The sequence below is a fragment of the Mesorhizobium sp. P2_D6 genome (assembly GCF_056404315.1).
This window is the reverse complement of the sequence record NZ_JBFUEG010000003.1, coordinates 170,621-183,798: the sequence shown is the minus strand read 5'-3', so window position 1 is coordinate 183,798 and position 13,178 is coordinate 170,621. Positions and strand designations below refer to the sequence as shown.

At 63.9% G+C, this 13,178-nt stretch carries 15 protein-coding genes; 10 read left to right on the top strand and 5 right to left on the bottom strand.

Features of this window, described 5'->3' with window-relative positions; translation table 11 throughout:
- Positions 1-8: 8 nt before the first annotated feature.
- Positions 9-1,151 (top strand): hypothetical protein, encoded by a 1,143-nt coding sequence (locus AC1D1L_RS07255; protein WP_477340082.1) that lies wholly within the window; start codon positions 9-11, stop codon positions 1,149-1,151.
- Between the two features lie 3 nt (positions 1,152-1,154).
- Here AC1D1L_RS07255 and dprA read toward each other — a convergent pair whose 3' ends face one another.
- From dprA to AC1D1L_RS07235, 4 genes are read right to left on the bottom strand one after another with little or no spacing between them, the layout of a single operon-like run.
- On the bottom strand, positions 1,155-2,291 hold the full coding sequence (gene dprA, locus AC1D1L_RS07250; protein WP_477340080.1) for a DNA-processing protein DprA: 1,137 nt from the start codon (positions 2,289-2,291) through the stop codon (positions 1,155-1,157).
- Positions 2,288-2,893 carry a glycerol-3-phosphate 1-O-acyltransferase PlsY gene (gene plsY, locus AC1D1L_RS07245; protein WP_477340078.1) on the bottom strand — a complete coding sequence of 202 codons (606 nt, stop codon included), beginning with the start codon at positions 2,891-2,893 and terminating at the stop codon, positions 2,288-2,290. Before plsY ends, dprA begins: the two co-directional genes overlap by 4 nt.
- Positions 2,894-2,949: 56 nt before the next feature.
- Entirely contained in the window at positions 2,950-4,236 is a 1,287-nt protein-coding gene (locus AC1D1L_RS07240) for a dihydroorotase (protein WP_477340076.1), read from the bottom strand.
- Entirely contained in the window at positions 4,233-5,198 is a 966-nt protein-coding gene (locus AC1D1L_RS07235) for an aspartate carbamoyltransferase catalytic subunit (RefSeq protein WP_477340074.1), read from the bottom strand. Before AC1D1L_RS07235 ends, AC1D1L_RS07240 begins: the two co-directional genes overlap by 4 nt.
- 158 nt (positions 5,199-5,356) lie before the next feature.
- On the opposite strand from AC1D1L_RS07235, the gene AC1D1L_RS07230 reads away from it, so the two are divergent.
- The 3 genes from AC1D1L_RS07230 to AC1D1L_RS07220 all read left to right on the top strand — a co-directional run bounded on the left by AC1D1L_RS07230 (position 5,357) and on the right by AC1D1L_RS07220 (position 8,063).
- The gene (locus AC1D1L_RS07230) at positions 5,357-6,985 is read left to right on the top strand and encodes a DNA alkylation response protein (protein ID WP_477232632.1); all 1,629 of its coding nucleotides are present in this window, start codon (positions 5,357-5,359) and stop codon (positions 6,983-6,985) included.
- Positions 6,986-7,113: 128 nt separating this feature from the next.
- Positions 7,114-7,722, top strand: coding sequence for a hypothetical protein (locus AC1D1L_RS07225; protein ID WP_477340072.1), 609 nt, complete (start codon positions 7,114-7,116; stop codon positions 7,720-7,722).
- On the top strand, positions 7,722-8,063 hold the full coding sequence (locus tag AC1D1L_RS07220) for a DUF6105 family protein (protein WP_112561608.1): 342 nt from the start codon (positions 7,722-7,724) through the stop codon (positions 8,061-8,063). The genes AC1D1L_RS07225 and AC1D1L_RS07220 overlap by 1 nt, the downstream gene beginning before the upstream one ends.
- Here AC1D1L_RS07220 and ruvX read toward each other — a convergent pair.
- Complete coding sequence (ruvX, locus tag AC1D1L_RS07215; protein WP_112561609.1) at positions 7,981-8,487, bottom strand: Holliday junction resolvase RuvX; 507 nt, start codon at positions 8,485-8,487, stop codon at positions 7,981-7,983. The genes AC1D1L_RS07220 and ruvX overlap by 83 nt on opposite strands.
- 134 nt (positions 8,488-8,621) lie before the next feature.
- Between ruvX and AC1D1L_RS07210 the strand changes: the two genes are divergently transcribed.
- The 6 genes from AC1D1L_RS07210 to AC1D1L_RS07185 all read left to right on the top strand — a co-directional run bounded on the left by AC1D1L_RS07210 (position 8,622) and on the right by AC1D1L_RS07185 (position 13,178).
- Positions 8,622-9,329 carry a metal-dependent hydrolase gene (locus AC1D1L_RS07210; RefSeq protein WP_477340069.1) on the top strand — a complete coding sequence of 236 codons (708 nt, stop codon included), beginning with the start codon at positions 8,622-8,624 and terminating at the stop codon, positions 9,327-9,329.
- A gap of 74 nt (positions 9,330-9,403) precedes the next feature.
- Entirely contained in the window at positions 9,404-9,790 is a 387-nt protein-coding gene (locus tag AC1D1L_RS07205; RefSeq protein ID WP_477340737.1) for a hypothetical protein, read from the top strand.
- A gap of 187 nt (positions 9,791-9,977) precedes the next feature.
- Positions 9,978-10,832, top strand: coding sequence for a radical SAM protein (locus tag AC1D1L_RS07200; protein WP_477340067.1), 855 nt, complete (start codon positions 9,978-9,980; stop codon positions 10,830-10,832).
- A gap of 30 nt (positions 10,833-10,862) precedes the next feature.
- Complete coding sequence (gene gatC / locus AC1D1L_RS07195; protein WP_112561613.1) at positions 10,863-11,150, top strand: Asp-tRNA(Asn)/Glu-tRNA(Gln) amidotransferase subunit GatC; 288 nt, start codon at positions 10,863-10,865, stop codon at positions 11,148-11,150.
- A 7-nt stretch (positions 11,151-11,157) separates the two neighbouring features.
- A complete protein-coding gene (locus AC1D1L_RS07190; protein ID WP_477340065.1) occupies positions 11,158-11,613 on the top strand; it encodes a GNAT family N-acetyltransferase in 456 nt (151 codons plus the stop codon).
- Complete coding sequence (locus AC1D1L_RS07185; protein WP_477340063.1) at positions 11,613-13,178, top strand: amidase family protein; 1,566 nt, start codon at positions 11,613-11,615, stop codon at positions 13,176-13,178. Before AC1D1L_RS07190 ends, AC1D1L_RS07185 begins: the two co-directional genes overlap by 1 nt.

Below are 13,178 nucleotides of genomic sequence, written 5' to 3'. Positions count from 1 at the left end.
GTTCGAACATGGCACTTCAGCTTTCGGCGGATGCTGTAGCTCCTAAGGCGGCGACACCTCAGAAGTATCTCTTCGGCCCGGTCGCAGATTTCCTGATGCTGGGCGGCAGCGCTTTTCTCATCCTGCCGGTGCTGTTTCTCGTTCCGCTCGAGTATGAGGGTCCGGTAGCCGCGACGATGGTCTTCGTGGCCTATCTCGTGAACTATCCTCACTTCGCCCACTCCTACCAGCTTTTCTATCGCAATTTCACGCGCAAGGTGTCCGGCGACGGCTACGACCGGAGCCTGCAACTCCGCTACATCTTCGCGGGCATCGTCGTGCCCCTGGTCATGGCCGGGTTCTTCGCCTATGGCGCGGCGGCGGCGAACACGCGGCTGCTCGGCTATGCAACCAACGCCATGTTCTTTTTTGTCGGCTGGCACTACGTCAAGCAGGGCTACGGCATGCTGATGGTGGACGCGGTGCTCAAGCGCAAATTCTTCGACGACCGCGACAAGAAGGTGTTGCTGGTCAATTCCTACGCCGTGTGGATCCTGGCGTGGCTGCAGACCAACACCGCGGTCACCCGGGGCAAATATTACGGGCTGGACTATTACACATTCGCCGCCCCTTCCTGGATTGCCGACATTGCCCTGCTGGCGGCCGTTGCGTCGACGGCGGCCACGCTTTTGATGTTGGTCAATCGCTGGCGAAAGAACGGTGGCGGTCTGCCCTATAACGGCCTGGTGGCCTATGTCGCGTCGCTCTATCTCTGGATCCTGATTGCCAGAATAAACCCGCTCTGGCTGCTGATCGTGCCTGCGCTCCACTCGCTGCAGTATCTCGCCGTGGTCTGGCGCTACCAGACGAACGTCGAGCGTGACAGCTCCGATGCCGAAAGCGATCCGCAGCCGAAGGTCCTGTCCTTTCTCGGCCCTCTCTACAGGTTCCGGCTCCTCGGCTTTATCGTCGGCGGCACCGCCCTTGGCTATCTCGGTTTCTGGCTGATCCCGTCCGCGCTGACGGCTTTGATCCCCTATGACAGGCAAGTCCTGGGATCATCGCTGTTCTTCTTCATCGTGCTGATCTTCATCAACGTGCATCATTATTTTCTGGACAATGTGATGTGGCGCCGTGGCAATCCGGAGGTGTCGCGGTATCTGTTCCGCTAGCCGTCAGGAGCCGCCGAACACCAGCGAGACATTGCCGCCGGCGTGGCGCTCGATGCGGCCGGCAAGGTCGAGTTCAAGCAGCACCATCGACACCTGGGCGGCGTTGAGGCCGGTGTGGCGGATGATTTCATCCACCGCCACCGGAGTCGGCCCCAACACTTCGAGCACGCCGCTGCGCTCGTCCTCGCCGGGCGGCGGCGTTGCCGAAAAGTCGGGCGCCTTTTCCGAGGACGCCGCCCTGGGCGGCCGCGTGCCGGCCAAGGGCGCGATCGCGCCGGAAACATCGGATGCCTCGGTCACCAGCGTGGCGCCGTCCTTGAGCAGGCCGTTCGAGCCGGCGCAGCGTGGATCGAGTGGTGAACCCGGCACGGCAAAGACCAGCCGGCCCATTTCGCCGGCCAGGCGCGCGCTGATCAGCGAGCCCGAGCGTTGCGCCGCCTCGATCACCACAAGTCCGAGGGCCGCACCCGCGACAAGCCGGTTGCGGCGCGGAAAATCCTGCGCCCGCGGCTGCCAGCCGAACGGCTTCTCCGAAACAACGGCACCGCCACGTTCGGCAATGTCGTCGCACAAGCCGGCATTTTCGGGCGGGTAGGGGACGTCGAGCCCGCCGGCCAGCACCCCAATCGTGCCTGTCGAGAGACTGCCCTGATGTGCCGCCGTGTCGATGCCGCGCGCCAGGCCCGAGACAATGGCATAGCCGTCGCGGCCAAGATCCGCCGCCAGCATGCGCGCCATCTTGATCCCGGCCAGCGAAGCGTTGCGGGCGCCGACAATGGCAACGGCCGGCAGGCGAAACACCGCGGCTTCGCCCTTCATGGCGATCAGCGGCGGCGGATTGTCCATGTTTTTCAGCATCGGCGGGTAGTCGGCCTCGCCGATGCCGACGAAGCGGGCGCCGTTCTCGCCGGCCGCCTCCAGTTCCGCTTCGGCCTCGGCGATGGAGGGAATGCGGACGATTTTTCTGGCGCCGCCCGAAATCATCAGCTCGGGCAGCATCTCGAGCGCTGTCTCGGCCGAGCCGAAGCGGTTGATCAATTCGCGAAACGAGGCCGGGCCGACATTTTGCGTGCGGATCAGCCGCAGCCAGCTCAGCCGCTGCCGGTCGCTGAGGCGCGGCCCGGCGGCAGGCTTGCTCATCCCTTGGCTCCAATCTTACCCTCGGTGCCGGCAAGCAGGCGCGAAATGTTGGCGCGGTGTTTTACAATGACGATCAGGCTCATCACCACGAACAGCCCGGCGACCTCAGGCGTGCTCCAGAAATAAAGCGCGATCGGCACGACGACCGCCGCCGTCAGCGCTGCCAGCGAGGAGTAGCGAAACACGAAAGCCATCACCAACCAGACGACGATGAAGATCAACGCCACATGCCAGCCGAGCGCGATCAGCACGCCGAGATAGGTCGCCACGCCCTTGCCGCCCTTGAAACCAAGCCAGACGGGAAACAGATGGCCAAGGAAGGCGCCGAGGCCTGCCCAGAGTCCAAGGCCGGCCCACGGTCCGAAGTCGTGCCCGTAATGGCGCGCGATCATCACCGCCGCCGTGCCCTTCAGCGCGTCGAGCACCAGCGTCGCGGCGGCCAGGCCCTTATTGCCGGTGCGCAGCACATTGGTGGCGCCGATATTGCCGGAGCCGATCTTGCGCACGTCGCCGAGACCGGCGGTGCGGGTGATCAGCAGGCCAAAGGGAATCGAGCCGAGGAGATAGGCGAACAGCAATGCCAGGATGACGTTGTAACTCATTGTTTCCCCCCGCATTTCCCTGGCAGCAAATCGACGTGCAATGGGCCGCGATCGCCCTAGGCTGAAAACACTGTGCGGCCCGCCACCAGCGTTTGCAAGACCATGCCCTGCAGCCGCGCACCTTCGAAACAGGTGTTTTTCGAGCGCGAACGGATACCGCTTTCGCTGACGATCCAGGGTTCTTCCAGATCGACGACTGCAAGATCAGCCGGAGCGCCCGGCTTCAGCGTGCCGCCCGGCAGGCCAAACAGTTTGGCCGGTGCCGTGGACAGCGTCTCGACCAGCCTGAGCAGCGGCACATCGCCATTGTGGTAGAGCCGCAGTGCTGCGCCCAGCAACGTCTCCAGCCCGATGGCGCCGGCAGCGGCATCGGCGAAGGGCAGGCGTTTGGTGTCGACATCCTGCGGGTCGTGCGAGGAGACGATGATGTCGATCGTGCCGTCCTTGACCGCTTCGATCATCGCCAGCCGGTCCTCCTCGGCGCGCAGCGGCGGCGTCAGCCGGAAGAAGGTGCGGTATTCCCCGACATCGTTCTCGTTGAGTGACAGATTGTGGATCGCGACGCCTGCCGTGACATTGGCTTGGTCGGCTTTCGCCCGCCTTACGGCTTGCGCTGCCATTTCCGTCGAAATCTTGGCCGCGTGATAGGCGCCGTGCGTCAGCCGCGCCAGGGCCAGGTCGCGTTCCAGCGGGATGGACTCGGCCTCGCGTGGAATGCCGGCTAGGCCGAGCCAACTGGCATAGAGGCCTTCATTCATCACGCCTGCCGAGGCCAGATCGCCATCCTGCGTCTCATGCGCGATGACGCCGCCGAAATCGCGGGCATAGGTCAGTGCCCGGCGCATCACCAGCGCGCTGGGTATGGTATGCCGGCCGTCGGTAAAGGCGACCGCGCCGGCCTCGCGCAGCAGGCCGAACTCGGTCATTTCGCGACCGGCAAGGCCCTTGGTGATCGCCGCCGCCGGGAAGATATTGACGATTGCGGTGTCCCTGGCGGTGCGCAGCACGAATTCGACCAGTGCGACATTGTCGATCACCGGGTCGGTGTCGGGCATCATGACGGCGGAGGTGACGCCGCCGGCCGCCGCCGCAACGCTTGCCGATGCAATCGTCTCGCGGTGTTCGCCACCGGGCTCGCCGATAAAGACGCGCGCATCGATCAGGCCGGGGATGATCGTCTTCCCGGCGCAGTCGACGACTGTGGCTCCCGCCGGCACCCCCTGGTTCAGGGCAGCCTTGCCGGCAGCAACGATCTTGCGGCCCTCGACGATGACGGTGCCGACTTCATCGATGCCCCGCGACGGGTCGACGATACGGGCGCGCTCAAAGACCGTCGTGCTCATGCGCCACGGCCCTCTGCGTTGCGGCGGGGATCAAGCAGCGCTTCCATCACCGCCATGCGCACGGCGACACCCATTTCGACCTGTTCCTGGATGACGCTTTGCGGGCCGTCAGCGATTTCGGACGCGATCTCGACGCCGCGGTTCATCGGTCCGGGATGCATGACCAGTGCGCCGTCCTTGGCCGCCTTCAGTTTTTCGGCATCGAGGCCGAAATAGCGGAAATATTCGCGCACCGACGGCACGAAGGCGCCTTCCATGCGCTCGCGCTGCAGGCGCAGCATCATCACCACGTCGGCGCCTTTCAGCCCTTCAGCCATCGAGCGCGAGACGATGACCCCCATTTTCTCGATGCCGGACGGCAACAGCGTGGACGGCGCGACGACCCGCACCTGCGCGCCGAGCGCGTTCAAGAGCATGATGTTGGAGCGCGCCACGCGCGAATGCAGGATGTCGCCGCAGATCGCCACGATCAGCTTCGACAGCTGTCCCTTGGCGCGGCGGATGGTCAGCGCGTCGAGCAGCGCCTGCGTTGGGTGCTCATGTGCGCCGTCGCCCGCATTGACCACCGAGCAGCCGACTTTCTGTGCCAGAAGCGCGGCGGCGCCCGCCGACTGGTGGCGGATGATGAGGATGTCAGGGCGCATGGCGTTCAGCGTCATCGCCGTGTCGATCAGCGTTTCGCCCTTCTTCACCGAAGAACTCGCCACCGACATGTTCATGACGTCGGCGCCAAGCCGTTTACCGGCCAGCTCGAACGACGATTGCGTGCGGGTCGAGGCTTCGTAAAAGAGGTTGATCTGGGTACGGCCGCGCAGCGTCGAGGTTTTCTTCTCGGATTGCCGGGAAATGGCGACGGCGCGATCGGCCCGGTCGAGCAAAAGCTCGATATCGGCGGGGGAAAGATCGCGGATGCCCAGAAGATGGCGATGAGGATAAAGCGGCAGGGACGAAACGTCGGTCATCTCAAGGCGCTGCTATAGGGGGGAGAATTCCTTGCCGCAAGCGCCAGCTTGGGATTGCGGCCTTTCTCCCCGGTATTTTCGTCGCGCGCTCCGGCAAGCTTGGGCTATATCTAGCCGATGGCTTCGGATTCGAAGCCTTCGTAACGTAAGGACTGTCCGTGACCGACGACGTGACCAACCAGCCGCCGCCGCTGACGGGCGGCAACGCCTGGCGGGGCGATCCGTTGCTGATCCAACTCGCCGAACGCTTTTCCGATCCGGTGCGCAAGGATCTCGACGGGCTTGGCCGCTTCGTCCTGACACAGGAAGCGCAGGAGCTGGCGCGTCTTGCCAATGTCGAGACGCCCAAGCTCCGCACGCATGACCGCCAGGGCCGGCGGATCGACCAGGTCGAATTCCATCCGGCCTATCATGCGCTGATGCGGCGCTCGGTCGCCGGCGGGCTGCATTCCTCGATCTGGGAAAACGGTGACAACGAGATCGGCCGCCGCCATCAGGTCCGCGCCGCGCGTTTCTACCTGACAGCCGAGCTCGAAACCGGGCACCTGTGCCCCATCACCATGACTAGCGCTTCGCTGGCCGCGTTGATGGCCAGCCCAAAGCTGTTTCGCGAATGGGCGCCGCGCGTGACGACGCGCAAATACGACCAGAGCCAGAAGCCGCCGGTCGAAAAGACCGGGCTGACGCTCGGCATGGGCATGACCGAAAAGCAGGGTGGCACCGACGTGCGCGCCAACACCACAAGGGCCGAGCGCGCCGGCAGCGGTTTTTATCGCCTCACCGGCCACAAATGGTTCATGTCGGCGCCGATGTCGGACGCTTTTCTCGTGCTTGGACAGGCGCCGGAAGGGCTTTCCTGCTTTCTCGTCCCGCGCATCCTCGGTGACGGCTCCGGCAACGGCTTCCGTTTCCAGCGGCTGAAGGACAAGCTCGGCAACCGCTCCAACGCCTCCTCGGAAGTGGAGTTCGTCAATGCCATCGGCGAGATGGTCGGCGAGCCCGGCGCCGGCGTGAAGACGATCATGGACATGGTCACCTTGACCCGGCTCGACTGTGCCGTCGCATCGTCGGCGATCATGCGCGCCGGGCTGGCCGAGGCCGTCCATCATACCCGCCACCGCCAGGTGTTCGGTTCGACGCTGATCGAACAGCCGCTGATGCAGCGTGTGCTGGCCGACATGGCGCTCGATGTCGCCGCCGCCACAGCGCTCTCGTTCCGGCTGGCGCGTTCTTTCGACGAGGCGGCCAGCGACCGCGGCGAGGCGGCTTTTGCCCGCGCCATGACGCCGGTGGTCAAATACTGGGTCTGCAAGATCGCGCCGCCGCTGCTCTACGAGGCGATGGAATGCCTCGGCGGCAATGGCTATGTCGAGGAAGCGCCGCTCGCCCGCTACTATCGTGAAGCCCCGGTCAACGCGATCTGGGAGGGCTCCGGCAATGTCATGGCACTCGACGTGCTGCGCGTGCTTGGCCGCGCGCCCGGCCTGTTCGAGGAGGTGCTGGCCGGCATCGATCGCGATCTCGGCGCCGGCGGACGCGGCACCATCGGCGTGCTCAAGGCCGCCATGCAGGTCGCAGGCACCGATGAGGGGTCGGCCCGCCTGCTCACCGAGCAACTGGCGCTGTCGGCGGCAGCGGCGGAATTGCGCCGGCTGGGGGCAGGGCGGATTGCCGATGCCTTTGTCGAGACGCGGCTCGCCGGTCAATGGCGCAACACCTATGGCATGCTCGATTCACGCCATGACGCGCGCATGATCATCGACACGCTCTATCCGCCGGTCAACTGAGGTCGGCTGCACAGCCTGTCACCGCGAATTTACCGCGGCCTGTGGATGGACGTTAACCTTAACAAATGGTTTCCATTGCAGCGGCGGGCCGCAAAGCCCACTGTCTTTGTCACCAAAGCAGGAATGCCATGCGTGCCATTTTGACCTCTTTTCTGGCCTTGCACTGGGCAGTGGTTTTCGCCCTGCTGGCGTTCATCTGTATGGATGGAAACCGCGGCGTTGCGGGCGCTCTGGCGGTGCTCGGCGTCGTCGTGGAAAACACCCGTCTGGTCGATCTCGACAACGCTGCCGTCGTGGCGCCGCTGGCCATTGCACTGCTGGTCGTCGCGGTGTTGTTTTGCTGGGTCTTCGTCGAGAGTTTGGTTAACGCCTCAGCGAGCCCCGACGGAGCCGATAGCGTGGCGCGGACCGCCTTTATTTCCGCATCCGCCGTCCTGTCGCTGATACTGATCGGCGGCGCCGCGCAAGGCATCAACGGCCTGTTCATGGTTGTGGCAGTGCAACTGGCGGCACTTCTGGCCTCTTACGTCGCCATGCATGCCGAGCGGAGGTCGGTTTTGGCCGTCGCAGTTTCGCGCGAGGCCGAGAGCCGCGCCACTGCGCACGCTATGGCACAAGGCGCCGCGCACGGCTCCTTGCTGTCGCGCATTTCCGGCCGGCCGGACATTGGTCTCAGGGATGGCGGTCACAGGGATGGCGGCCATAGAGGCGGCTCCAGCCGCAGGGACGGTCACTGATGCGCACGCTGTTCGCATTGTGGGCCGCCCCACTTGCTCTGTTCTGGGGCTGGTTCTTCCTATCGCTCAACGACATCAATTTCGGCTACGTCATGCTCAGCCGCCAGCTGCACGACGTCGTGTTTCAGCTCTACGGCCAGATGCTGGGCATCGACCCGGCAATCATTCCGGGCATGGTGGCAAGAGCCTGCGTCTTTGACGGATTCCTGTTGATGGCATTGTGGGCGTTCCGGCGCCGCCGCAACATCGCCGCCTGGATCAGGCGCCAGACGGGAAGTCCGGTTCCGTCCGATCGGATGAGCCAAGCGACTGGAGTCGATCTAAAGCTCCCTGCAGAATAAAGGCGGCGGCCGCCGAATCGATCTTGCCGGCGCGCTTGGCGCGCGAGAAATCCATTTCGATCAACGTCCGCTCGGCGGCGACCGTCGACAGCCGCTCGTCCCACAGCACGAAGGGCAGGTCGGTCACGCCTGCCATGTTGCGCACGAAGGCGCGCGATTTCTGGGCGCGGGGACCTTCCGACCCGTCCATGTTGATGGGAAGGCCGAGCACGAACGCGCCGATATTGTCCTTCTGCAGTTGGGCAAGCAGCGCCGCCGCATCCAGCGAAAACTTCTTGCGCAGGATCACCGGGCGCGGATGGGCGAAGGACAGGCCCCGGTCGGAAACGGCGACGCCGATCGTCTTGTCGCCTAGATCCAGCCCGGCCAGCGTCCTACCGCCTTCCAGGCGTGCCGGCAGATCCTCGATCGCTATGATGCCCAACGGCTTTCCCCAAACCAGTTCTACCGTGACAAAGCACCTGACACGTTCTTTTGAACCAGGACCACACTATGTCACTTTAATTTCGCAGCCGGCGTTCTATCTTCCGGCGCAACCAAAATCGAGGAAAACGATTGATGAAATTGACCTGGTACGGACATTCGGCCTTTCGCATCGAGACATCAGGTGCGACCATCCTGATCGACCCCTATCTCATCGGCAATCCGTCATGGACGGGCGGCTGGGAGGGGCCGGCGGAGGGCGTCACCCATGTGCTTTTGACCCACGGCCACAATGACCATGTCAGCGGCGCGGTGGAGGTGCTGAAGAAGAGCGGTGCCCAGCTGGTCGCCAACTACGAGATCTGCATGTACCTGGTCGGCGAGGGCGTCGACGGCAACAAGATCAATCCCGGCAATCTCGGCGGCACCGTCGATTGTGGCGCGTTCACCACCACCTTCGTGCAGGCGCTGCATTCCTCGTCGTTTGGCCTCGATGGTGGCCAGAACGTCTATCTCGGCAATCCGGGCGGGCTGGTCCTGCACTTTCCGGAAGACAAGACGCTCTACCACATGGGCGACACCGACATCTTCTCCGACATGGCGCTGATCAACGAATTGCACGAGCCGAAGATCGGCATCGTGCCGGTCGGCGACCGCTTCACCATGGGCGGTGCGGTGGCGGCCCTTGCCTGCCGGCGCTTCTTCCACTTCGACACGGTCGTGCCCTGTCACTTCGGCACGTTCCCGATCATCGACCCAACGGCGGAAAAGTTCGTTGCGGGCCTCGAAGGATCGGGTGTTGACGTGGCCTTGCCAGCAATCGGCCAAACGATCACACTGTAGAGCGATCGCTTGGACGATCCCTTGTCGCAAAAGGGAATGAAACCATGGGTTTGAGAAGGACTCTTTGCGTGTCGATGCTGGTTGCGGCGTCACCCGCATCGGCCGCCGAGGACTTCATCAAGGGCGTCTATCTCCAAACCCAGGAGCTGTGTGCGCAAGCAAAAAAGGATACGCTGCAGACGCTGATCGACGCCGGCAATGTCATCCTGTCGGCGGACGGACTGCAAAGCGTCGAGTACAATTGCGAGTTCGTCCAGGTCACCAAGGCGACGCGCTCGCCGAGCTGGGCGGTCACCGCCATCTGCCAGGAGCCGGGCTTTCTTTTTCCCGACGTGCTTTCGATCACGCAGATGAACGCGACGCAAATCGACATCGTCTCGGTGCGCCCGACCGCCGACGAAGGCGAGCAGGCCGGCAATGGCGGCAGCTATTACCTGTGCGAAGGTGTGTCCCTGCCTTAGAGCAATTCCAGGAAAAGTGTGGAGCGGTTTTCCCGGGAAAGCGCATAGCGCTTTCCCTTGGGAATTGCGTAAAACAAAGAGCTGAAATTTGCCCTCGGCGGCAGATGCACCGCACACATCCGCATGCTAGCGTGACCCTATGGGGATGCTGAAACGGATGGGATTGCTTTTGCGGGGAGAGCAGCCGGTGTTCCGGAAGCTCGAAGTGCATGTCGCACATGGCTGCAATCTGGCCTGCGAAAGCTGCTCGCACTATTCCAACCATGCCCATTCCGGCACGGTGTCGCTCAAGGATGCCGACCGCTGGATGGGGCTGTGGAGCCGGCGCGTCTCGGTCACCCGGTTTTCCCTGCTTGGCGGCGAACCCACCATCCATCCGCACTTGCCGCAATTTGTCGGTCTGGTGCGGCGGCATTGGCCGCACACACAGATCGAGATCGTCTCCAACGGCTTCTTCCTGCATCGCCACCCGACGCTGCCAACCATCCCTGCGGCTGACCCGGACGCCCGCCTTGTCATATCCGTGCATCATGATTCCGAAGAGTACCGCGACCGGTTGAAACCGGTCTTCGCCTTGCTGGAGCAATGGCGGCAGGAACACGGATTCGTCGCCAGAGTGCGTCCAGCGCACAAGAACTGGACCCGGCGCTACGAAGGTTTTGGCGACACTATGCTGCCGTTCGAGGATGGCGACCCGCGCGCCAGCTGGGAGGCCTGTCCGGCTCGTCACTGCAAGCAGCTTCTCGATGGGCGCATCTGGAAATGTGCTCCCTTGGCTTATCTGCCGATGCAGAAGGCAAAATACCGGCTTTCCGACAAATGGAATGGCTATCTCGCCTATCGCCCGCTCGAACCGGATTGCTCCAACGCCGAGCTGAAAGACTTTGCCGCGCTCGAAGATGAGGCCGCCTGCGGTATGTGTCCGGCGAAGGAGCGGCTGTTCGAATTGCCGCTTCCGCTGCGTCAGAGGAGGTCCGGGCCGGCACTGCAGCGCAGCCCTGAGCACGATCGATGTTGCGCGGCACGCGCCGCGCCGCTATAGCGCCATCTGGTTTTCCCAAAGGCTAAAGACATGTCCGTTGATCTGCAGACAGTGAAGCGCGTCGCGCGTCTCGCCCGCATTGCGGTGAGCGAGGAGGATGCCGAGCGCATGACCGGCGAGTTGAACGCCATTCTGGGCTTCGTCGAGCAGCTGAACGAGGTCGATGTCTCCGGCGTCGAGCCAATGACCTCGGTGACGCCGATGGAGATGAAGAAGCGCGAAGACATCGTCACCGACGGCAACAAAGCCGCCGATATCGTCGCCAACGCGCCGGCCACCGAAGAGAATTTCTTCCTCGTGCCGAAGGTCGTGGAGTAGGCGGCCGATGGCAATCGAGATCGCCATCGAAACGCCGTTGCAGGATGATGTCCGCGCCTTGGTCGAGGAGCTCAACGCGACGCTGCTCGAACTGACGCCGCCGGAGCACTGTTATCACCTGACGGTCGAGCAGATGGCCGGCGCAGACACCACCGTCTTCATAGCCCGCGACGACGGGCAGGCCATCGGCTGTGGCGCGCTGAAGCGCCATGATGCGACCGTCGGCGAGGTGAAGCGCATGTATACGCGGCCCTCGCATCGCGGCAGGAAGATCGGCGCCAAAATCGTCGAGCGGGTCGAGACGCTGGCGCGTCAAGAAGGATTGACGCGCCTGGTGCTGGAAACCGGCGACCGCCATCCCGCGGCATGGACCGTCTACGAACGCGCCGGCTTCTCGCGCTGCGGTCCGGTGCTGGATTATCCCGATTCCGAGTGGTCGGTGTTTTACGAAAAGAGCCTTTGATGAGCGAACTGACCCATCTGACGATTTCGCAGGCCCGCGCCAAGCTGCGCGGCAAGGAGATTTCCGCCGCCGAGATCACCGAGGCCTATCTCTCGGCCATCGAGCGCGCCAATTCGGTGCTCAACGCCTACATCGTCGTCACCGGCGACAAGGCGCGCGATATGGCCAAGGCCTCCGACGCCAGGCTGGCCAAGAGCGAGGGCGGTGCGCTGGAAGGCATCCCGCTCGGCATCAAGGACCTGTTCGGAACCGAGGGCGTCCACACCCAGGCCTGCAGCCATGTGCTTGATGGCTTCAAGCCGCGCTACGAATCGACCGTTACCGCCAATCTGTGGGCCGATGGCGCCGTCATGCTGGGCAAGCTCAACATGGACGAGTTCGCCATGGGCTCGTCCAACGAGACCTCCTATTACGGCCCGGTCGTCAATCCGTGGCGGCGCTCGCGCCTCGACACGGTGGTGATGCCGACCACGCATCAGGGCGATGGTGGTTTTGTTTCGGCCGGCGGCACCAAGACCGCGCGCACACTGGACAACGCGCAGCTGGTGCCCGGCGGCTCGTCGGGCGGCTCGGCTTCGGCCGTCTCGGCCTTTCTGTGCGCCGGCGCCACCGCCACCGACACCGGTGGCTCGATCCGCCAGCCCGCCGCCTTCACCGGCACCGTCGGCATCAAGCCGACCTATGGCCGCTGCTCGCGCTGGGGCATCGTCGCTTTCGCTTCGTCGCTCGACCAGGCCGGCCCGATCGCCCGCGACGTGCGCGACGCCGCGATCCTGTTGAAGTCGATGGCCTCGGTCGATGCCAAGGATACCACTTCGGTCGACCGTCCGGTGCCGGATTACGAGGCGGCGATCGGCAAGCCGATCAAGGGCATGAAGGTCGGCATTCCTAGGGAATACCGCGTCGACGGCATGCCGGAAGAGATCGAGGCGCTGTGGCAGAAGGGCATTGCCTGGCTGAAGGATGCCGGCGCCGAGATCGTCGACATTTCACTGCCGCACACCAAATATGCTTTGCCGGCTTATTATATCGTCGCGCCCGCCGAAGCGTCGTCCAACCTCGCCCGCTACGACGGTGTCCGCTACGGCCTGCGCGTGCCAGGCAAGGACATCGTCGACATGTATGAAAAGACCCGCGCCGCCGGTTTCGGCCGCGAGGTCAAGCGCCGCATCATGATCGGCACCTATGTGCTGTCGGCCGGCTATTACGACGCATACTATTTGCAGGCGCAGAAGGTGCGCAATCTGATCAAGCGCGACTTCGAGACCGTCTTTGCCGCCGGCGTCGACGTCATCCTGACGCCAGCAACGCCGTCCGCCGCCTTTGGCATCGCCGACGAGGACATGGCCGCCGATCCGGTGAAGATGTATCTCAACGACATTTTCACGGTGACCGTGAACATGGCCGGCCTGCCGGGCATCGCGGTACCAGCCGGCCTCGACGCCAAGGGCCTGCCGCTCGGCCTGCAGCTGATCGGCCGTCCCTTCGATGAGGAAACCCTGTTCCAGACGGCTGCCGTCATCGAGCAGGCGGCGGGAACCTTCCAGCCGGAGAAGTGGTGGTAG